Consider the following 21916-nt stretch of genomic DNA (forward strand, 5'->3'; position numbering starts at 1 on the left):
TCCTCAATTAGGTAAAAGTTTCTTATTATACCAAAATCTCTAAATTCCTTTTTTGACTTCTCCGATATAGCGTTGTCTTGGACGGGCTATCTTCATCTCCGGGTCTTTTTTCAGCTCAATCCATTGGGTGATCCATCCGACAGATCGACCGATGACAAAGATGATCGTAAACATCGATTTCGGAATTTTCAGTGCCGTTAAAATGAGACCTGAGTAAAAATCGATATTGGGGTAAAGTTTGCGCTTAATAAAATACTCATCATTGAGAGCTATTTGTTCGATTTTCTCGGCAATTTGCAGAAGATCATTGTTAACGCCCAGTTCATCTTTAAGCTGATCAAGGAGATGTTTGAGGATTTTCGCACGTGGATCAAAATTTTTATAAACCCTATGCCCGAATCCCATCAATTTAAACTCATCATTCGGATCTTTCGCTCGCTCGATAAAAGCATCCACATTATCGACGTTTCCGATGTATTCGAGCTGAGCGATCACCGATTCATTCGCACCTCCGTGCGCCCTCCCCCACAATGCATTGATTCCGGCTGACAATGCCGCATACGGGTGTGCTCCCGTCGATGCCACAGCTCGTACTGTCGATGTGGAAGCGTTTTGTTCATGATCTGCGTGGAGCGTAAATATGGTATCGAGTGCTTTGATCTCAACATCGCGTATCTCTAAATTTTCCCCCGGATAAGCACGCATCATGTAGAGAAAATTTTCGGTAAACGGACGTTCAATATCGGGATAGATATAGGGTATTCCAAACATGCGTCTATGGGTAAAAGCGGCTAATGTCGGTATTTTGGCAATGATACGTCGTGCCATTATCTGCGCTTCGTCGTCGTTATCAACATTGAGGTGTTCGAAATAAAACGTAGAGAGTGCCGAAACTGCGGAAGACATCATCGCCATCGGATGGGCTTTATCGGGAAATGCATCAAACAGACGCTTTAATCCCTCATGGATAAACGAGCGTTTTCGCAACTCAATATCAAACTCTGCCCGCTCTTTTTCATTCGGAAGTTTCCCTATTAACAAGAGATAGGCAACATCCAAATAGCTCTTTTTCATCGCCAGATCGCTGATATCATACCCGCGATACCGTAATTCTCCCTGCTCACCGTCGATGTAGGTGATCGCAGAGGTGCAACTCGCCGTAGAGGTAAATCCGGGATCGTAGGTAAACATCCCCATCTCTTTGTAGAGATTACGAACATCAATAACATCCGGCCCAAGTGTTGAAGGTAAAACGGCGAATTCATAACTTTTCCCCGTGCGATTATCCGTGAGGGTAACGGTATCCATAGCAGCTCCTTTCCATCTGTCTCATTTGAGTAATATAGCATTTTTTACCCCATTTAGATGGCAATTAAGCGCTCTTTGTGTTCATTATGATTTAATATAAGATATACTATATAACTAAAACCGTTTTACACATGGAAATATCATGGATTTAAAAAATAAGAATCTTATTATCTTTTTCTCGCTGTTGCTAATCGCCGGTTATGCGATTATAGGAGTAGCACTCTATGAATACACTCACAAATATGCAGAAGATCAAAATAAGAAAAAATTGGATCAATTGCTACTGAATCAACAAGCATTGCATAGGTATCTCGAAGATGACCTAAAGCCGGTTATCTATAAACTGAAAGAAGAAAACAAACTCTATAAGGAGTTTTTCGATCCAAAAGTCTTATCCTTCACCTATATAGCGCATGGGGTTCATCAACAGCTCAATACACTTAGAGACGAACATAACATTACCCGAATCTACTACAAATTAGCGACAGACAATCCTCGAAATTCACTCAATCAAGCTTCTCCTGACGAACATAAATTACTCCAATATTTTCGTTCCAACCCCAGCGTTAAAGAATACAGCTCGATTCTTCATGAAAATAATCATAACTATATCTATTATGCCATGCCCATAGACCCGAGCAAAGATTCATGCATGAAATGCCACTCTACCCCCGATAAGGCTCCGATTGAATTGATTGAACAATATGGAAATATGGCGGGATTCGGAGAGAGAGTGGGAAATATTCGGGCCATGATTTCGTTGAAAATGCCTTTTGATGATGAACTATCAGAAGCAAACCGAATTTTTTATTTGATTATGGGAATATTGACTCTATTTTTACTGAGTCTTTTCACTATTGTGCTCTATTTTATGCGACGGCTTGATCATAAGCAACAAATTATTGAGGAAAAAAATAAAACCCTTTCGATTCTCGCTGAACTTGATGGATTGACCAACATCTATAATCGACGAAGCTTCGATACGGATCTGATTGCTCGTATCGGAAACCCTTCATTAACATTGATAATCTTTGATATAGACTATTTCAAAACGATTAATGATACGTATGGACACCAAATTGGAGATGATATCCTTAAAAGTTTAACATCACTGATCCGTTCCAATCTGCGGGAAGAGGATCAATTCTACCGCATCGGCGGTGAAGAGTTTGCTATTTTGACTCATAAACAAAATATCGAAGATGCGAAACAATTGGTTTCAAGACTCTTGCAAAAAGTATCCGAATATGATTTTAACCTTTCACAACCGGTTCATATCAGTGCCGGAATTGCAATGCAATCAGGTAATGATACACCGCTGGGTCTTTTTAAACGTTCCGATGATGCTCTCTATCGGGCAAAAGAAGAAGGGAGAAATTGTTATCGAGTCGGGTGATTGACATATAAATATATGTTATAATCAAACCATATCTTTAGGCAATACTTACATGATTTGTAAAAGTCGGGGTACTCCATGAAAATCATTAATCTTCAAATACAAAGTGAACATTTGAAACTCTTGTTCGAAAGCAGTAAGATAGGTGTCGTTTCCAGTCTTTTATTGGGATTGGTATTGATGTATGCTGAACGAAATATTGATAATTCTCAAATGGTCATAATTTGGTTTATTTTCCTCTTCCTTATATCACTTATACGTATAGCCATTATTACCGCATATCAGAACACTCCCGAAACGAATGCTGTAATTACCCGACAACGTCTGATAAATTTACGTATCGCTACACTTGTATCCGCTATTATTTGGGGCTCGATTGGTGCTTTACTCTTTTCTTCAAGTGATTTTGATCATTTAATTTTCTTGCTTATAATTATTGCCGGTTTGACAGCAGGAAATACCCTTTCAAATGCTTCTGATCTTCCCAGCAATATTGGTTTTTCTCTTTTAACATTGTTGCCCATCACGATTTGTTTACTTCTAGATCAAAGCAGGCTATCTTCCAATATAGGAATTGCACTGCTGCTTTATTTTGGTTTTCTGGTTTTTCTTGCCCGTTCTATTAATACGAGTATGAGCCAAAGCTTTGTTTTGCAACAAAAAGCCATAGCAAGCGAACAAGAAGCAAAGCTCAGTGAGGAACGTTATCGTCTTATTCTCCAACATACACCCGCCGGCATACTTCATTATAATAGAGAGCTTGTAATTACCTACTGCAATGACCACTTCGCTCAGCTTTTAAAAGCGCCGAAAGAGAGTCTTATCGGTCTTGATATGAACACGTTGAAAGATCAGCGCATATTACCCGCATTAAGTGAAGCCATTGAGGGAAAAGACGGATCCTATGAAGGAGAATATCTAACAACACTCAGCAATACACTGCTCTGGCTAATCCTGTTCTATGCACCTTTGCGTGATGCCAATGGTTCTATCGAAGGCGGAATTGCAATTATTGAAGATATTACCGAGCGTAAAAGAAGTGAAGAAGAAACTAAAAATCTGTTAAATAACCTAAGACAAGCCGAAAAAATTGCTCATCTTGGCAATTGGCATTTTGACATATCCAGTAATACGTTGGAATGGTCCGATGAAATTTTTAATATTTTTGAACTTGATAAAGCGACCTTTAACCCTACCTACGATGCATTTTTGAATGTTATACATCCTGATGACCGTGAGAAAGTTGCAAATGCCTATGAACGATCTCTAACAACAAAAGAAAAATACGAAATTATCCATAGACTTCTAATGCGCGATGGAAAAATTAAATATGTGAGTGAACAATGTGAAACCAAATTTGATTCAGACGGACAGCCTCTATACTCGTTAGGTACTGTTCAGGATATTACGCAGCAAATGCATTACCAAATTCGTTTAGAAAACAGTGAAAATACCCTCAAGTATTTACTAAAAATGAGTCCGATTGCTGTCCGAATAGCAAAAAATGAAGGTCAAGAAGTTATTTTCGCCAATGAAGCGTATGCCCGTCTCATTCAGGCTGATGTTTCTGACGTTTTAGGGAAAAATCCAAAAAATTATTATGCTGATCAAGAAAAATATCATGAAATCGTCTCTCAAATCAAAAACAATGAAATCATTTATAACCAATTGGTAGAACTATCTGTCAACAATGAAACCATTTGGGTATTGGCTTCTTATATGCCGATAGAATTTGAAGGAATATCATGTGTATTGGGATGGTTCTATGATATTACCAAAGAAAAAAATCTGCAAACCAAATTAATGGAACATTCACAGCGACTCGAATACTTAGCCCATTATGATGCACTCACAGGTTTGCCTAATCGAATTTTGGAATCGGACCGTCTGTACCAAGGAATGATTCAAACCCTACGACGAGGAAAGCAATTGGCTGTGCTCTATCTTGATCTTGATGGGTTTAAAGCGGTAAACGATAACTATGGACATCCTGTCGGAGATCAATTGCTTATAGCTCTTTCAGCGCGGATGAAACAATCATTACGAGAGGGAGATACCCTCTCACGATTAGGCGGAGATGAGTTTGTCGCTATTCTCGTGGATTTAGATGATATGTCAGCCGCATTGCCGATTATTGGAAGGCTTCTCGAAGCAGCAAGCCAACCCATTCATCTGGGTGATTTAGTGATTCAAGTCTCTGCCAGTATTGGAGTAACTTTTTTTCCGCAAGATGATGAAGTGAACGGGGATCAGCTAATCCGTCAGGCAGATCAGGCAATGTATGTAGCTAAGCAATCGGGTAAAAACCGTTACCATGTTTTTGATTCTAAACAGGATCAGGCAATACTTACTTTAGAATGATCGGTAAAAAAGTGAATATTAAAGACCGGACTCCTCTTGCGCGTGGAAAAGAAGGTAAAAATTACTGCCGGATTAGGTAAAGTAAGGTACGTTGTACTACAATTTAATAGATGTGCAAAAAGGTATTGTATGGACAAGCTTACCCCTAGAGTTATTGTATTGCTCCTTTTTTTACTCTCATTCCTCACGCTTGTCCTCTTCTTCGGTTACACTGTAACGCAAGAAAACGATGCAGTCAAAACACCCCTTTTTTCCTCGGAAAATTCACCATTAGTGCTCACTAAACCTCCGGTAGAAAAAAAATTAGCGTACATCGTTTCCGATACCAGAATCCCTTTTTGGTCCATCATGGGACGCGGTGTACAAAAAAGTGCCGATACACTCGGGTATAAACTTGAGATCTACAGTGCTGAAAATAGTCCGAAACGCGAACTGGAGTTTGTTGCAAAAGCGATTCGCGAAAATGTATCTGGAATTATTGTTTCACCTACCACTTCATCTGCGTGCACTACCATTCTAAAATTGGCATCCAGTTCAAATATCCCTGTCGTTATCTCTGATATCGGAACAGACGGGGGTGATTATGTCTCCTATATTTCTTCCGATAACAAACAAGGTGCCTACCAAATCGGGAATATTCTAGCCAAGCAAATGCTCCAGCGTGATTGGAGCGATGGAAGAGTCGGTATTATCGCAATCCCTCAAAAAAGGCTGAACGGTCAAGCGAGAACTGCCGGTTTTATGCAGGCGATGGATGAGGCGCATATCAAAAGTGCAGATATTAAACAGCAATCAACTTTTTCCTATCAAGAGACGTATAACTATTCAAAAGAATTGATGGCAAACCATCCCAACCTCCGTGCAATTTGGCTTCAGGGTTCAGATCGGTATCAGGGTGCGTTGGATGCTATAGCCCATTCAGGGAAAAAAGAGAAAATTCTCTTACTCACCTTTGATGCAGAACCTGAATTTATAGATCTCATTTCCAAAGGTGTCCTTGTAGCATCTGCGATGCAGCAGCCTTATTTGATGGGAGAAAAAGCTGTACTTAGCATGGATATGCATCTCAAAGGGCAAATAGTTCCAAAAAATCAACAGCTTCCTGTACTGGCAGTTTCTCGTGAAAATGTCCACGAGCTGTTCAGCGTTATCCAAAGAAATGTTTTAGGTATTGAGAGCAAAAATTAATGAAAAGCGTAAATATGAGTTCTAACAAACAATCCATGATGGTCACACTGGGGATTATCATCATCTCCACCGTTAGCTTAATCATGTCTATACATTCGAGTTACACCTATTTGGCAACCAAAAATACAATGATAGAAGAGATGAAACAAAGTTCAAATATCACGGTATCTTCTCTTCGAAAAAACGTTTCCAACCTGATAGAAGCTTATGCGGTTAATGAATATGACCATCTCGTATACAATGAAATGGAACCTAAAAATATATTTGCCATTGTTGTTGAAGATTACAAAATGGGGAAAATTTTAGGCCGGGGTGCCTATACCAGTGGAAAAATTCGGGATGATGATGGTACGCTTATCGATTTTAACGCTAAAAGCGATAAACAACGCCAGCAGCTAGAAACGTGCTATTACTCGAATAAATATGAGATCACGGCTGCTTCAGGTGAAAAACTAGGCTCAATCAGTATTTTTATCTCTGATAATGAAATGAAACGAAAAACTGAATAATATTATTACAGAAGCGTTGATCAATACCGCAGCGATCTCTTTACTTTTGATTTTATCTCTTTTCATCGCCATACATTTTTTCATTTTAAAACCGATATCGGATATTATCGATGTTATCAGCAACAGTGATAAAGACGGTATCCCTATAGAATTGTTTCCAGAGTATGATTCACAAGAAATTTTTGCCCTCTCATCCACAATGAACACCATGATTACGTCGATAAGAGCCTCGAAGATAGCCCTTCTTGAACAGCATAATAAACTCAGAGAACAAAAAAATGCCCTCCAATATCAGGCTACACATGATGCCCTTACAGGTCTGGCAAATAGAATTTTGTTTACTGAACGGCTTGAACATCTAATCGATAAATCTAAAGACAATAATACTCAAATGGCACTTCTCTTTGTTGATCTCGACCATTTTAAAGAGATCAATGATTCGCTTGGACATGAAGCGGGTGATAAAGTTTTACGGATTGTGACACAAAGGCTGAATACAACTATTCACAACAAAGAGGCCCTTGCGCGATTTGGCGGTGATGAGTTTACGGTGATTGTCGAAGGGAAGGAACAAGTAGAAGAAGCTCCTTTGCTTGCCGACAAAATTCTCAAAATTCTATCCGAACCGATTATTGTTGAACATCACGAACTTTATGTAGGATGCAGTATCGGTGTCAGCCTCTTTCCTGATAACGGCGATACGGCTCAAGATCTCCTAAAATATGCCGATGCAGCGATGTATGCCGCTAAAAATGAGGGTAGAAACAACATTCGCTACTACAGTTCTGAAATGACAGCCAGAGCACTTGAACGCGTTGTTATGGATACAAGTTTGCGGACTGCACTCAAAAATGAGGAGTTTATTGTTTATTATCAACCGCAAATAAATGGCAAAACCAATACTCTCGTAGGGATGGAAGCTTTGGTACGATGGCAAAGCCCATCAATCGGCCTCGTTTCTCCTGCCGCTTTTATCCCGATTGCCGAATCAACGGGGCTGATTGTCGAACTGGATCGATTTGTAATGAAAAGTGCCATGACCCAAATGGCTCAATGGTACAAAGAGGGATTGAACCCTGGGATTTTAGCGATGAATCTCACCATCAAACAGCTTCAACAAAAAGATTTCATCGATTATTTTAAGAATCTTATTACGGAAACAGGATGCAAGGTAGAGTGTCTTGAGCTTGAAGTGACAGAAGATCAAATCATGACCAACCCAGATGAAGCGATCGATATTTTAAAACAGCTCAGTGCTACAGGGGTAAAAATAGCGGTTGATGATTTTGGAACAGGATATTCTTCCCTCTCCTACCTCAAAAAACTGCCTATCAATAAACTCAAAATAGACCAATCCTTTATCAGCGGACTGCCGAACAATGAAGAAGATGCCGCTATCGCAAAAGCGATTGTAGCACTGGCACAAAGTTTGAATTTGGAAATTATCGCCGAAGGGGTTGAAACTCTTGAACAAAAAGAGTTTTTGGTACAAAACGGATGTGAAAACATTCAGGGTTATTTGTATTCCAAACCGATACCGGCAGATAAAATGAAAGAAGTTTTTTTAATCATTAATGAGTCATGAAAAATACGATTGTGCAACCACTAATCATCACACTCGTTTGTTTTTTCCAAATCGGGTGTGAATCAAAATGCGAACACCCCAAAGAGCGCTTCACTCGCTCCCACTCTCCTGAGTGGGAATGTATAAGTCTACAAGTGATATGCATTCCCACTTGAAAAGTGGGAATGAGAAAAAGCGATATTTATAGAATTTATTAAAAAAACTGGATATAAAAATATGAAAATACTTAGTGAACTTATGCCATTAACTTTTGCCGAACAAATAGTTTTAGATAGTTGTAGAAAAGGAGAAACGGCTAAAATTAATTCTAATCGTCCTTTAGAGAAAACAGATAATAATGTGGTACGAGCAGAATTTTTACGTTGTTTGGCAGTAAACAAGAAAAATCAATTCAATATTGACCCAAAAGGTCTTAGATTTTCAGGTGCATGGGTTACTGGTGAACTTGATTTAAATGGAACAACCATTAATTATCCATTTCATTTTATAAAATCAGTATTTGATAATAAAATAATTCTAATTGATGCTGATATAAAAACGTTAGATTTGGAAGGCTGTCTTCTAATAGAAGGACTACGTGGGGATAGAGCTCACATCCGTAGTAGTGTCATGTTTCGTGAGGGATTTGAATCAAAAAAAGATATTCGACTTATTGCAGCTGAAATTAATGGAAGCTTAGTCTGTAAAAATGGGAAATTTCAAAAAGATGCTAAGGAAACCGCCTGTATGCACTGCAACCGTGTAGTAATTCATGGTAGTGTGTATTTGAACAAAGGGTTTACTAGTATTGGAAAAATATCTTTTAATGGAGCAAGAATTGATTCGGATATGAAGTGTCATAAAGGTACATTCAAAAACCCTAATGAATGCGCTTTGTCATTACATAGTATGTATATAGCGGGTTCTATATATTTCGACTATACAACAATTGTTGAAGGAAATATTAATCTATCTGGTTCATACATTGACTCACTTGTTGAAGTTGAAGATGATAATTTACAAATTGATGAAAGTGATTCAAATATCGAAACAAAAATAGAAAAAGTCGAAAAGAACTTTTGGGATCAGGATACTATAAAGCATGTCTACCTTGATGGTTTTAAATATAATCATATTTATGGACCCACTGACGCTAAATTCAGAATTAACTGGTTAAATAAAATTCCTGATGAAGAGACACTAAATCTTCAACCATGGAAACAATTGGTAAAAGTATTACGCGATATGGGGCATGACGAAGAGGCAGACTATTTAATGATTGCTTTCCATGATAAAAAACAATCATTAAAAAAAGCCCGAATAAAAAATCTCCAGATAAATACTAAGAATGAGAAAAGTAACTTGTCTTATCTCATTAAATGTCGTCTTTTTTTTATAAAGTCTTATTTATATTATCAATTATCTTATTTTTTCAAACTCCTATATGGTATCACATCAAAATATGGTTACCGTCCTATGAGAACCTTATTAGTCATGATGAGCATATGGCTTATTTTTGGATTAATATATTGGTATGCAGCAAAAGTAGCTATTTTTGCACCAAGTAATCCACTACTTTATATAGATAATAATCGTAGTTGTAAAGTTGATATTCATGGAACGCCATGGGTTTCATCCCCATCAGATTTTAATTCTTCAAATAATTGGTATTATGCATCACCTGGTGAGTATACAACATTTCAACCTATATGGTATTCACTTGATATAATTCTTCCCGTTGTAGATTTACAAATGGAGAAAGATTGGGGGGTTTATATTCCTACTCCTTCAGGTAATATAACTGACTTAATCCCTTTCACTACGTTCAATCATACTATCCGCTTTATGGTGTGGATTGAAAATTTATTAGGGTGGATACTAAGTTTAATTTTAGTTGCAATTCTTTCTGGATTAGCTAAAAATGAAAAAGAGTAAAAAATAAATAATCGCGGTAGGAGCCAGATGTTCAATCTTCACTTTTAATTGTAAATTTGTGCAGCACTGAGCAGTAAAAGTAGTAAATCGAAGATAGGTACAACGTAAGCCGAGTGCTTTTTACTCCCATGTTTACGGGCTTTCAAGGGGTATTGTGACTGAAACGCTATGCTAACCGCCATTTTTGTCATTCTTATTAATTTTGTGCCTCAATTAAAACATATCGAATCCGTGTATGATTCTCTATAAAGAATCGTTCAGCTTGATAATCAAGTAAACCTCTTGAAGGTATTATATATCTATATTGAACCTCATCACGTGATAGTAAATTATCCTCAATATATTTTGAACAGTCACCGTAAAACTTTCGGATATCAGCTTGTTTTATTTTTATGTTGCCTTTCCAATTTTTGCATTGGATCAAGATAATTTCTGCTTCTTTTCTAGCGATTAGATCAATCCCTCCATCTCTTTTGCCCAAGCTAATTCCTCTGTATTCAACTTCATAACCATCGCGTTCAAAATGTTCTCCAACTCTAAGCTCGTACAAGCGTCCTTTTTCTTCTTTTTCTTTTTGGAGTTTTAGCCACTCTTCTTTTGGTATCCATCCATTTTTAGATGATTGCGCTTTTTCCAGTTCGATAATCTGATCTTTGTATTTTTGCTCGATCTCTTGGAGCTTGGATTGTTCAGACTCTTGCAGTATTGTAATCCGTTCTTCTGCCTCAAGTCTAATCTTTTCTATTTCTTTATTTGTAGATATTTGAACCTCATTAATTGCATCAGTTTTTATTTCATGGATTTTTTGACGTTCTTTTTCTAAGAAGCTCATAACTGCTTCTATTTCATTTTTATGAACACGCGCTAGTTGATTTTTTTCTTCTTCTTTTTGCTGTATCGATTGATCTTTTTCGTCAAACTTTAACTCTGCAAAATTAACAATGATATTTATGAAATATGCCAACAATACTACTGTTAGTGCAAAATAAATAGATAATACGAATCCATAAAATAAATAAATTGCTACTAATGCAATAATATAAATTGTCACTGCTAAATATAATTTTCGTTTGTAGAGGATACTTTTTTGCATATTATTCTTTTTTTTTAATTGAGTATGTGGAGATTGTATTGATATGTAGCTGAAATAGGTATATTGTGTTTAATAAAAGGATGATTTTTTATATACTAAAAAATATTATTAGTTACTAAATATTATATACTTGATATACTTTTGTCAATTAAAGTTTATAAGGTAAATAATGAAAATAACTGATGTAATAATTCCTGCTAATGAACAAAATCTTGGACTTGATTCTATAAAAATGTATCGATTAGGTGAACTTGTAGTCATTGCTGGTCAAAATGGGGTAGGAAAAAGCCGATTACTAAAATTAATATCTTCAACACTCGAAATAAAACCATCGGTACTCGAAAAGGAAAAACTAATTGATAATATTGAGTACCTAAAAAGTAGTTTGAATTTGACTGAAGGAAGCTTGAATTCTGAAGATAATGAGAAAAATATAAAAGGAAAAAAAAGAGTTCAATACTTGCAAGAAAAAATTGAAGATGATGTAAGGAAATTAAATTTTAGTTTGATTCATACTGATATTGAAGCAGAAGAAAAATATTTTTTTTTAAATTTTCAAGCTCAATCTTTAGAACTGATTGACCCACATACACTGACGGGCGAAGATAGGGACAAATACTCTTCTGAAATGGATGATCTTAATAGTTCTAATTGGCATAAAGCGGTACTGTCTAAAATACAGGTTATTCAAAATCAATGGTGGGATTCAAAGCATCCTTTTTCTGAGAAAAACTCTTTAGAAAAAGATAAGATTGAATTTGATTATGAAAGACTACAACAATATATTAGAGATTTTTTAAATACTGAGTTAAAACGTGTAAATGGACAAGCAACATTATATGGCTTTCCATTGGGGCAAACGAATTTGTCAGATGGACAAAAAATACTTTTGCAATTATGTATCGCTCTTTATTCTCTTGAAACAAAACTTGAAAATATTATTTTATTTATAGATGAACCTGAAAATTCACTACATCCTAATATCCTTTTGGACACGATAGATAAAATAAGATCTGTTCTAAAAAATGGACAAGTTTGGATCGCTACACATTCTGTCAGTCTCTTAGCTCATGTTGATCCATTGAGTATCTGGTACATGGATAATGGATCAGTTTCTTATGCAGGAAAAATTCCTGAAAAAGTTTTGCAAGGATTGATAGGAGATGAAGAAAAAATTAATGAATTGACTGATTTTTTATCACTTCCTGCTCAATTAGCAACTATTCAATATGCATATGAATGTCTACAAGCGCCAGACTCTGTAATGACGGACAAAAATGATCGTCAAGTTCAACAAATTTATGAGTATTTATCGAGGCATCGTCCTCTTTCTTTATTAGACTTTGGTGCAGGTAAAGGGCGACTTGTCACAACATTATTTGAGTTGGACAAAGAAAAGGGTATTGATACACAAAGTTGTCTAGAATATTTTGCTTACAATATTGATGATGAAGATCGTGAAATCTGTGAAGACAATATAAATATTGTTTATCATGATAGCAAGAAAAGACATTTTTTTAGTGAGACAGATTTACGAGATAATATGAATAAAAGTTCGTGTCATATTGTCTTGATGACTAATGTTTTTCATGAAATTCATCCAGATAAATGGAATGACGAAATGCGGCTAATTCATAATTTTTTAATTGATGGTGGTTATCTCATGATTATTGAAGATCAAGTTATACCAAAAGGAGAAAAGGCATATAAAGAAGGATTTATTGTCCTTGATAAAGCAGAATTCAAAGAATTATTTTCTTTACATGATTATGAGTGTTTTACCAGTCCAGAGAATGAACGTTTGAAACTTCATGTGATACCTAAAAATGCGTTAATTCGAATAACATCAGAAACAAAACAACAAGCTCTCTTGAGTCATATCGCAAAGGCAAAAAGAGAAATTGATTTTTTACGAAGTCAAATTCCTAGTTATTCTAATGGTAAAAAGCATGCTTTTTGGACACAACAGTTTGCAAATGCCAGTCTGGCATTAAGATAATATTTTTTTTGAATTTGGCTAAAATAATGACTCATACTGAACTTCAAAATGAACTCGAACCTATCTTAAAATTCTCAGATAATTTTAGAGAAGGACAATACCTTCTCGTTGAATTTATTGAAACTATTATAGATAAAATGTATTCAACAATTGCCGTACTTGAAAATACATCCGATCTGCAAAGAGAACGTATTGCTAATATCAAGGATGATAAAACATATCTTGATCGCTATATGAATGCATTTAAAATGAGTGCTGAGTATTATCACTCTCTAGGGGATATTGAAAAAGTTCACTTCATGTTTCAAAGTTATAAAGTATTTGAAGATTTTAAAAAAGATTCTGAATCAATTTTAAACGTCTTCTCGGAGATTAACACTTTTTTACTTTCAACTCCAGATGTAGCCAAAAATATTCGATTATTAATGAGAAAACGAAAATTAACTCAAATTCAAGAAGAATATATTCAACGATACAACGAATATAAAAACATTCAAAAAATTGCAAAGTTTTTTGAGGGTTATAATGTCACACGCAAAGTCATCATTACTTCGGCATCGATTTACTTGTATCGAACTATTTATATAAACATGGAAGTACCGAAGAACACTCTTAAAAATGTAATTGAATCAATATTTATACGACTAGGAGAACAAGTAAATATTTATCCAAATAAGATGGAAGGTGTCTATTTAAAAACTATTTTTAAAAAACTTCCTATCTTTGCGTACCCATCAAAAAATGAAAAAATACCTTTTATTGATGTTGATAAGATCAGTCAAATACTTGAAAACCGAATAGAAAAGAGCCGTGAAAAAGGAAAAATTGGAACAAGTGACCAATTACAAAAATATTTTGAAGAAATTTCAAAATCCCTACTGCAGGGGATAAAACCTTCACCTACCTCCTAAAATAAAAAATACCCTGAAATTTCGGGGTAAAAATCTCTATCCTAAAATTTTCAAAAATCCTAAACTTCTCCTCAGATTTTGCAAAATCGCTTAACAGCACCGAAGCTTCGGTTAATTCCAATCCCAAGGATTAACCATGATAAAAATTAGTGCAGTTCTTTTGAACGTGTTCACTTCAAACGATTACACCAACCGTGAAACGGGTGAAGTAATCAAAGGTAAAAATAAAGTGCAGTTGCTCTTAGAAACTCCATTGAAAAATGGCGGATCACGTAAAGAGCTTATGGATATCTCTATCCCTCCTGAAAAGGTCAAACTTTACAAAGGGCGTGAGAATGAAGTTGTCGAGGTAGAAGTTGCCACAGTGGGCAAAGCTATCTTTTACGGTATCTAACAAAGAAACCGTAGCGCATGCGTAGGTTCCGAGCCTATCCTGCGGCTATGCCGCTTGAAGGCTCGTTGCCTTTAGCTGCGCGTGTTAGCGTCTGGGGATTCTAATAACATCCCCAGACATAAATCAAATTACTTAACAAGGAGTCTCCCCATGACTATAAACAAATTACTATCAGGATTTATTCACTATGGATACCAACTTAAATGATTCAGTAACTTTAACCCCAGTTGTGAGCGGTATCGACGCTCTCCAATACTTCGCACAAAGCGGAGGACAATATGATCGATTCTATGAGTCTCTTATGGATCAGATCGAAGATAAAAAAGCCTATTTCAAAAAGCTCAACTACCAATACGCTGATAACGATATCATCGTCAAGATCAACGATATCGAAGTGCAATACAGCGGAATGGGAAGAGACGGCTTTCACTGGTTCTATCATGAGTTCTTTCGTGTCGCTTTCAAAGACTCCGAAAAATCCCCTAATATTCAAAACATCCGTGTTCAAGTCAATGCAGTGGGAATCTATACATTAGGTCTAAAATCTCAAATCGAATATATCAATAAAGTGTTTTTAAAAGATCTCACTATGAACATCTTTCCGATCACCCGTATCGATGTGAATATGTTCGTACAGCATGATTTTAAATACTTACGTAAAGAGATGATTCTCTCTAAAAAGAAAGATCACCATGCCAATATTGCCGAACACGCTAGTGCGTATGAACTAGAAACCTATTACGTCGGTAAAAAACCGTTTTTACTCCGTATATACAACAAACGTACTGAACTCAAACAAGCATCACAGATCAAACGTGAGCTTATGATTAATCACTTTGGAGTCAATGGATTGGATATGGAACAACCGATCTTTAACGTCGAGTTTGAGATGCACAGAGAGTATTTAAAGACCTTCGGGATTGATACGGTGGATCAAGCATTACAAAGAGCCGAAACACTGTTTAAACACGCTTGTGATCAAGTACGGCTTCTTGATCTCTCAACGATCACCGAAGATCAGATTAATACACCTAATCGACGTAGAGCGGAAACCTTGCCTATATGGAAACATATACAAGACTCCTACAGTATCAAAGAGTTCATGCAAGTTGATACACCCTTAGAGAAGATCGAAAAGATCACTTATCGATACTCCCTAGAAGATGCCGAGAAATCTATGAAAAAGGTGCTTACACGCTTATTCATCCATGACAGTATCCCGACTATGTATTTCATGCTCGATGTACTGCAAAAAGCAAGAGACGATTATGAATTAAAACAAAACCTAAAAAATTTACATGAAGAATACAAGGAGAAACCAGACTTTGAAACAGAACTCAAAACTTACAGTGACGAAGGACTGCAAAATTTCGAAGCAAGCTTATCAAGAGAAATGCACGCTATTTCCAAAAGTGATCCTCTATACGGTGAACTCTTTGAGAAATATGTGGCGATATGCCGTGAATTGGATCGTCGGGATTTGACCGATGATATTCCATTTTAAGTGAGTCAATATGAATAATCAAACAGATATAAAAGCGTATGTAAATAAACATTATCAATCGATCCGATATGAAACAACTTATGGCTTGCGTAGATTATTAATTGATCTTCCATTGGAACAATACGGACTAGAAGAAACATCGGTAAAGTATCAGCTTTTATCCTATCAAATCGAAATGGCAAGGGATGAATTAAATGCCAGAACTGCATCCAAGAGACGATAATGAAATATCTATCCCTCCCCCATCTGGCACAGTATTACGATATCCATCCAGACACATTGCGCCGTAAGTTTAGAACTATTGATATTAAGAAAGATGAACATTATGTTATTATCGGAAAATGCGTCCGCTTCGACGTTTCAAAGGTTCATCCTCTCATAACGGGAGAATACGCCGATGAGCGATACGAAAGCGTCCTAAATCGGTTGCTAATATGAGTCATGATACAATAACGGCGCATAGCGTTTCTGTCCGAAAGGATGGTGAATTGGCAAATTGTTTCGTTCGTGGAAACAAGCTATGGGTTGATTATTACGTAGAAGGTCGAAGAATACGTAAGGCAACGGGGTTGGACGATACCAAACCCAATCGCTCGTTTGTAAATAAAACGATCATCCCAAAGCTTTCTTCTATGATAGTTACAGGTGAAATACATCAAAATAAGCCGAAGACCTTCGAGCATTATTTTAAAGTATTTCTAACACTCAAAGACTCTAACCGATCCTACTTCGTTAAAAAACCGATTTGGGATAAGGTTAATGCACGTTTTAAAGATTTAGAGATAGACAAGATTACTCGGCTAGATGTTAAAAGCTACATCAACAGCCTCCCGATCAAGTCCGTCTCTAAAGGTGCTTATAAAACTGTTTTGTATGAGGTTTTTGAGCTTGCCATCGATGATGGCGTATTAAGCACCAATCCAGCAGTCAATATTAAATTACGGAGTGATGTGCAGAAAAAGGTTGACTACTTCACTAAAGAAGAAGTCAATCTGATTCTCTCTAAAGCCGAAGGGATCATGAGACCCTATTTAATGTTGGCATTTCATACTGGTATGAGACCCGAAGAGATTCTAGGGTTACAAGTGAAAGACATATCGGATGGATGGATCGATATAAAACGGGTTCGCACTCGTGGACGTGTCGATGTACCAAAAACCCGAAATTCTATTCGTAAGATACCCTGCCCTGCATTCGTATTGAGTGAAGTGGAGCAGATCAAGAGTGAACACGATTTTCTCTTTGGAGATATCGATGATGCAACGAAATTTAAGCACCGTTGGCCTGCACTTTTAAACAAGTGCGAATTGCCAAAACGGAAGCTCTATTCAGCACGTCATACGTTCGCAACTTTGATGCTTCAAAACGGGATTGTCAGTATAAATGAGTTAGCGGGATTGTTAGGACATTCTAGTCCGAAGATTACATTAGCACATTATGCGAGTGTAATTGATGCAAGAAAAATAGACTTAGGAAGAGACTTCAATTTATTTGGCTAATCGTTGACACAATATGGTCACAGTCGAAAAAATGAAGGCTCTGGAACTCCCTTGTACAGGGACTTTGAAAGAAATAGGTACAACGTAAGCCGGGTTCTGGATGAAGTGATAATTAATCTACTGCCTAGATCACTCTAGGCCTCTAGCGAAACAATAGCGATGTAGGACGCTAACCATCTGTTTCTTGCTGCCCGGTTGGGTTTACATAGCTCTCTTAGTTGCCTAAAAGACTGGTGGGCTCTTACCCCGCCGTTTCACCCTCACCTCTTGCGAGGCGGTCTACTCTCTGTTGCACTGTCCCTCATGTTACCATGGCCATCCGTTAGATGGAACCGTGTCCTACAGCAGCCCGGACTTTACCTCTTGGGATTACTAGTTCCAAGCTATCACCTGTTGTACCTGATGAAATTATAAAGTATATTAGATTAGAAAGTACTATCCAGAGATTGAAATCGTACTGTTTTTCTTTAATAAATCGAAAAATTCATCTTCAGGAACCGGTTTGGCAAAATAAAATCCTTGATAATATCCACATCCGCGCTCTTTTAAATACTCCATCTGATACTGATGTTCAACCCCTTCAGCAATAACATTTAGATTGAAGGTTTCTCCCATCGAAATGATGGTGTTAAGAAGTATGTGATCATTATTCCCCATTTCAGAAATATCATCCACAAAACTTTTATCGATTTTTAACGAATCAATCGGAAACTGTCGAAGATACGACAATGACGAATACCCTGTACCGAAATCATCCATGCAGATATGAATCCCTAAACGTTTGATTTTTTTAATCACTTCAAGAGTCACATCCAGATATTCCATCATAACGCTCTCGGTAATTTCAATCGCGAATTGTGCCGGATTGATCTCATTGATACGAATCGCATTTTCAATGTCTGAAAATAAATGTAGATTTTGAAATTGTCGTGTTGAAATATTACACGAGACGTGAATATCCGTATATCCGCTATGCGCTAATCGGCTGATCATCTCGGCACTCTCTTCGATAACCCATGTTCCGAGTTTTAAAATAAATCCGGTATTTTCCGCAATCGAAATAAATTGATCGGGATAAATAATCCCTTTATCAGGATGATGCCATCGGATCAAAGCTTCTGCACCAATAATTTTTCCCGTTTTGATATGAATTTTTGGCTGATAATAGAGGACAAATTCGCTATCTTCCAACGCGCGGTGCATATCGTGAGCAATTCTGACCTCTTTATGGACCTGATCATTTAATTTTGATGTGAAAAAGCTAAACTGATCTCTCCCTTCCGATTTTGCTTTGTACATCGCTATGTCTGCAAATTTCATCAGTTCGTTGATCTCTTTGGAATCATCGGGATAAATCGCGACTCCGATACTGGTTGAAAGTCTAAGGAAATGCGTTTGCACAGGCCATTCATGACGAAAAGCATCGAGAATTTTCACGATGACTTGCTCTAAATTTCCTGAATCACTAAAATCATTAAGGACAATAATAAATTCATCACCGCCGATCCGTGCAACGATATCATTTTCGCGAATCAATGTTTTGAGTTTTAGTGAAACGGCTTTGAGCAATGCATCTCCGATGTTGTGTCCAAGTGTGTCATTAATATTTTTGAAATGATCCAAATCTAAAAACAATACGGCAAATTTACGTTCATAGCGATTGGCATTAGCGACCATCAGTTTGAGCTGTGAATAGAGATTATAGCGGTTGGGAAGACCTGTCAGCGAATCATGCAAGGAGGTAAAACTCAGTTCCTCATTTAAACCTGAAATCTGTTTTTCCGAACGGTTAAGTTCTACACCGTATTCAATCTGCAATTTGATAATGTAACCGATTACCAATGCTTCAACGATGACAAAGACAGCGTGTAAAAAAACAATATCCATCCCGCATCCGTAATTAAATACCATGACCGGCATGCCGAATAATGAGATTTCATAAAGTTGAAGGAAATTAAAAACTAAATGATGAACGATCGTCGTTGCCGCAGCAACCATAACGGGGACGATATCTTTATAGACAGAGAGAATAGCTAAAGCGATAAAAACATGAAAATGCATCTCAATCCGTCCAAGATGCTGCTGGATATAGATCAGAGAAAATAACATCATCCCTACCCCAACGAGGGCACGCATCACTTGCGTCCCTTTAAAATAGAGATGAGCGATGAACAGAATAAGGGTTATAAGCCCTCCTCCGATAAAGCCGTATAAATAGGTATCATAGCTGACTGACGTGATCAGCGTTGCGATAGCCCACTGAATCGTGATCATGACCAGCATCACTTTATCAGCTTTCAGAAAATATTCGTTGAAACTTTTTTGGGCAAATTCCGGGATATAGGGGATCGTAAAAAATTTATCAGGAATGTTCATCTTTATGGTGCTTCCCTCACATAGTGTTTTATATCTGCAATCATCTGTTCACGGTCTAGCGGATGGGTTATATAAATATTCTTGAGTACTACTATACCATTCTTTTCTTTTTTAACCAGATAAATATGGTCACTGTGATCTATTTCGGTAGGATCCGAGAGGCTTTTTGAAAAGAAGAGACTAAACTCTCTATCAATTCCCATCAACGCTTTTTGTGTCAAATAGATACCTTCAAAATCACCATTGAACGATTTTGCAAATGCTGGAACTTGATCGGGCTGGATGTCCGGCATCAAATTGACAAAAGTAAATCCGACAAACGGTTTTATTGGGGCAAATTCGGGTGAATCATACAAATCATCCACTTGATGCAGAATCGGTGTACATACCTTGGCACATCCTACATAGCCGAAAAAAACCAAGGATAAATCTTTCTTTCCAGTGGCTAAGTAAGGGGCATTTATAGGCTGGTCAATCGTAATTTTCCCAGACGATTGCTGTGCAAAAAAGAGTGCTTGCACAAAAGGGAGAACGATCAGCAGTATCATAAAAAAAATAGCCGCTAAAATAAGTTTTTTATTCATTCACAGCTTCTAAGAGAGTGAGTTTCTCTTTTTGAAGCACCACTTCATCCGAACACTCTTTCAGCTCTTTTTCCAATATTTTAATATGAGAATTTTTTTGTAATGAGATCAGAAATACGATGAGTAAAAAAAGTAAAAAGAAAATAAAGAGGATAAAAATGGCATTCAAAATATTTTGTTGATAGCGTTCAAAAAAAGACTTTCTTTCATGCAATATGATCGAATCGTGTGCAATGTATTCAGAAAGAATCAAGCGTGATTCCATCAATGCGCTACGATCAAACATATAGACATTCGGGCTCTTCGTAATCGATCCTATAGTATTAACCGATTCTCCTTTGAAATGGCGCAGTACGAGTTCCGCTGCATGGGAGCCTTGATTCGCACCGCTTGTAACAAAACCGCCGACGACTCCCCCTTGAACGTAAGCATCTTCCATACTGCACAAAATAAGATTTTTGTTTTGCTTCAAAATTGCAATCGATTCTTTTAACGTGAAATTATGTCTATTTGCATCACTCCATCCTCCGATCGTTGTGAGCAGTACAAACGTTTTCGGAGAATTCGGAAGTCTTGCGGTTATATCACTGATTCGTTTGGAAGAGAGAAAATGGAACGTATATTTAGGATATTTATGAATATGTGCACGGATATCCGTTTCGATAGAATGATACGTCGTCGAATCATCACCCACTATCCAAATATCGCGTGTTTGCGGAGAAAACTGCCGTATCAGCTCAATATTCGGGACAATATCTTTGGTTTCATACACTCCGGTATAACGGCTTTTATCCAGTTTCGTCTCTAAAGAAAGGTTATTGATCCCTGAAAAGAAAATTGGAGAAGCAGCGAATAAAGGTCTTTTTTGATGCAAGAAAAAGTTTAACGCATTATCATCGGTTACGTAAATTGCATCGGGAGAAACTCCTTTGAATTTTTCTTCTAAATAGGAGCGAAAAAAGGTTTCGTATTCCGGTGAAAGTTGAAGACGTTTGGTGTCCAAATATTCGACTGAAATATCCAGTGCAGAGGGAGATGACGTCTGCAATTTTGAGACAAAGTTATCGTGTTGAAGTTTCGTCCAACTGTATTCTTGAGAATAGGAATGAAGAACAAAAATCGACTTCTTATCTTGGGCGTTTGCCTCGATGAAAATAGTAATAAAAAGTAAAAAAAGTAAATTGAATCGTGCCATATTTTCCATCTGATAGTGTGGTAGAAAATTTTATCACAAAAGAGATGAGGAATGTCTATTTTAGGAAGTTATTTGGGGTATTAGAAGTGTATTTTGATAA

18 protein-coding genes and 1 other RNA gene are annotated in these 21916 nt (G+C 36.9%); 13 read left to right on the forward strand and 6 right to left on the reverse strand.

Annotation, left to right across the window (positions count from 1 at the left end; genetic code table 11):
• Positions 1-39: 39 nt before the first annotated feature.
• Positions 40-1308: a citrate synthase gene (locus B649_RS06075; RefSeq protein WP_015653635.1), complete on the reverse strand. Its 1269-nt coding sequence runs from the start codon at positions 1306-1308 to the stop codon at positions 40-42.
• A 142-nt stretch (positions 1309-1450) separates the two neighbouring features.
• Between B649_RS06075 and B649_RS06080 the strand changes: the two genes are divergently transcribed.
• The 6 genes from B649_RS06080 (at position 1451) to B649_RS06105 (ending at position 10261) form a co-directional block, all read left to right on the forward strand.
• A complete protein-coding gene (locus tag B649_RS06080) occupies positions 1451-2704 on the forward strand; it encodes a diguanylate cyclase (protein ID WP_015653636.1) in 1254 nt (417 codons plus the stop codon).
• 78 nt (positions 2705-2782) lie between these two features.
• Complete coding sequence (locus B649_RS06085) at positions 2783-5065, forward strand: sensor domain-containing diguanylate cyclase (protein ID WP_015653637.1); 2283 nt, start codon at positions 2783-2785, stop codon at positions 5063-5065.
• 129 nt (positions 5066-5194) lie between these two features.
• A complete protein-coding gene (locus tag B649_RS06090) occupies positions 5195-6253 on the forward strand; it encodes a substrate-binding domain-containing protein (RefSeq protein WP_015653638.1) in 1059 nt (352 codons plus the stop codon).
• Positions 6254-6267: 14 nt separating this feature from the next.
• Positions 6268-6762: a hypothetical protein gene (locus B649_RS06095; protein ID WP_291750824.1), complete on the forward strand. Its 495-nt coding sequence runs from the start codon at positions 6268-6270 to the stop codon at positions 6760-6762.
• Between the two features lie 16 nt (positions 6763-6778).
• Positions 6779-8347 carry an EAL domain-containing protein gene (locus B649_RS06100; RefSeq protein ID WP_015653640.1) on the forward strand — a complete coding sequence of 523 codons (1569 nt, stop codon included), beginning with the start codon at positions 6779-6781 and terminating at the stop codon, positions 8345-8347.
• Between the two features lie 216 nt (positions 8348-8563).
• A complete protein-coding gene (locus B649_RS06105; RefSeq protein WP_015653641.1) occupies positions 8564-10261 on the forward strand; it encodes a hypothetical protein in 1698 nt (565 codons plus the stop codon).
• A 196-nt stretch (positions 10262-10457) separates the two neighbouring features.
• On the opposite strand, the gene B649_RS12195 is transcribed toward B649_RS06105, so the two are convergent.
• A complete protein-coding gene (locus B649_RS12195) occupies positions 10458-11354 on the reverse strand; it encodes a restriction endonuclease (protein WP_015653642.1) in 897 nt (298 codons plus the stop codon).
• Between the two features lie 169 nt (positions 11355-11523).
• On the opposite strand from B649_RS12195, the gene B649_RS06115 reads away from it, so the two are divergent.
• The 7 genes from B649_RS06115 to B649_RS06150 all read left to right on the forward strand — a co-directional run bounded on the left by B649_RS06115 (position 11524) and on the right by B649_RS06150 (position 17661).
• Positions 11524-13353 carry an ATP-binding protein gene (locus B649_RS06115; protein ID WP_015653643.1) on the forward strand — a complete coding sequence of 610 codons (1830 nt, stop codon included), beginning with the start codon at positions 11524-11526 and terminating at the stop codon, positions 13351-13353.
• An 8-nt stretch (positions 13354-13361) separates the two neighbouring features.
• Positions 13362-14264: a hypothetical protein gene (locus B649_RS06120; protein WP_291750825.1), complete on the forward strand. Its 903-nt coding sequence runs from the start codon at positions 13362-13364 to the stop codon at positions 14262-14264.
• Positions 14265-14400: 136 nt separating this feature from the next.
• The gene (locus tag B649_RS06125) at positions 14401-14658 is read left to right on the forward strand and encodes a hypothetical protein (protein WP_015653645.1); all 258 of its coding nucleotides are present in this window, start codon (positions 14401-14403) and stop codon (positions 14656-14658) included.
• Positions 14659-14845: 187 nt separating this feature from the next.
• On the forward strand, positions 14846-16162 hold the full coding sequence (locus B649_RS06135) for a hypothetical protein (protein WP_015653646.1): 1317 nt from the start codon (positions 14846-14848) through the stop codon (positions 16160-16162).
• Positions 16163-16172: 10 nt separating this feature from the next.
• Entirely contained in the window at positions 16173-16385 is a 213-nt protein-coding gene (locus B649_RS06140) for a hypothetical protein (RefSeq protein ID WP_015653647.1), read from the forward strand.
• Positions 16385-16600, forward strand: a complete 216-nt coding sequence (locus tag B649_RS06145; RefSeq protein ID WP_015653648.1) for a hypothetical protein — start codon at positions 16385-16387, stop codon at positions 16598-16600. The genes B649_RS06140 and B649_RS06145 overlap by 1 nt, the downstream gene beginning before the upstream one ends.
• 50 nt (positions 16601-16650) lie before the next feature.
• Positions 16651-17661 (forward strand): site-specific integrase, encoded by a 1011-nt coding sequence (locus B649_RS06150; RefSeq protein ID WP_015653649.1) that lies wholly within the window; start codon positions 16651-16653, stop codon positions 17659-17661.
• 70 nt (positions 17662-17731) lie between these two features.
• Here B649_RS06150 and rnpB read toward each other — a convergent pair.
• The 4 genes from rnpB to B649_RS06165 form a co-directional block, all read right to left on the reverse strand.
• Positions 17732-18063: RNase P RNA component class A (rnpB, locus tag B649_RS12380), an RNA gene on the reverse strand.
• Between the two features lie 33 nt (positions 18064-18096).
• Complete coding sequence (locus tag B649_RS06155; RefSeq protein ID WP_015653650.1) at positions 18097-20037, reverse strand: EAL domain-containing protein; 1941 nt, start codon at positions 20035-20037, stop codon at positions 18097-18099.
• A 2-nt stretch (positions 20038-20039) separates the two neighbouring features.
• On the reverse strand, positions 20040-20621 hold the full coding sequence (locus tag B649_RS06160; RefSeq protein WP_015653651.1) for an SCO family protein: 582 nt from the start codon (positions 20619-20621) through the stop codon (positions 20040-20042).
• Positions 20614-21816, reverse strand: coding sequence for a hypothetical protein (locus B649_RS06165; RefSeq protein WP_015653652.1), 1203 nt, complete (start codon positions 21814-21816; stop codon positions 20614-20616). Before B649_RS06165 ends, B649_RS06160 begins: the two co-directional genes overlap by 8 nt.
• Between the last annotated feature and the right edge of the window lie 100 nt (positions 21817-21916).

It is taken from the genome of Candidatus Sulfuricurvum sp. RIFRC-1, from assembly GCF_000310245.1.
In the GTDB taxonomy this organism is placed as follows: Bacteria; Campylobacterota; Campylobacteria; order Campylobacterales; family Sulfurimonadaceae; genus Sulfuricurvum.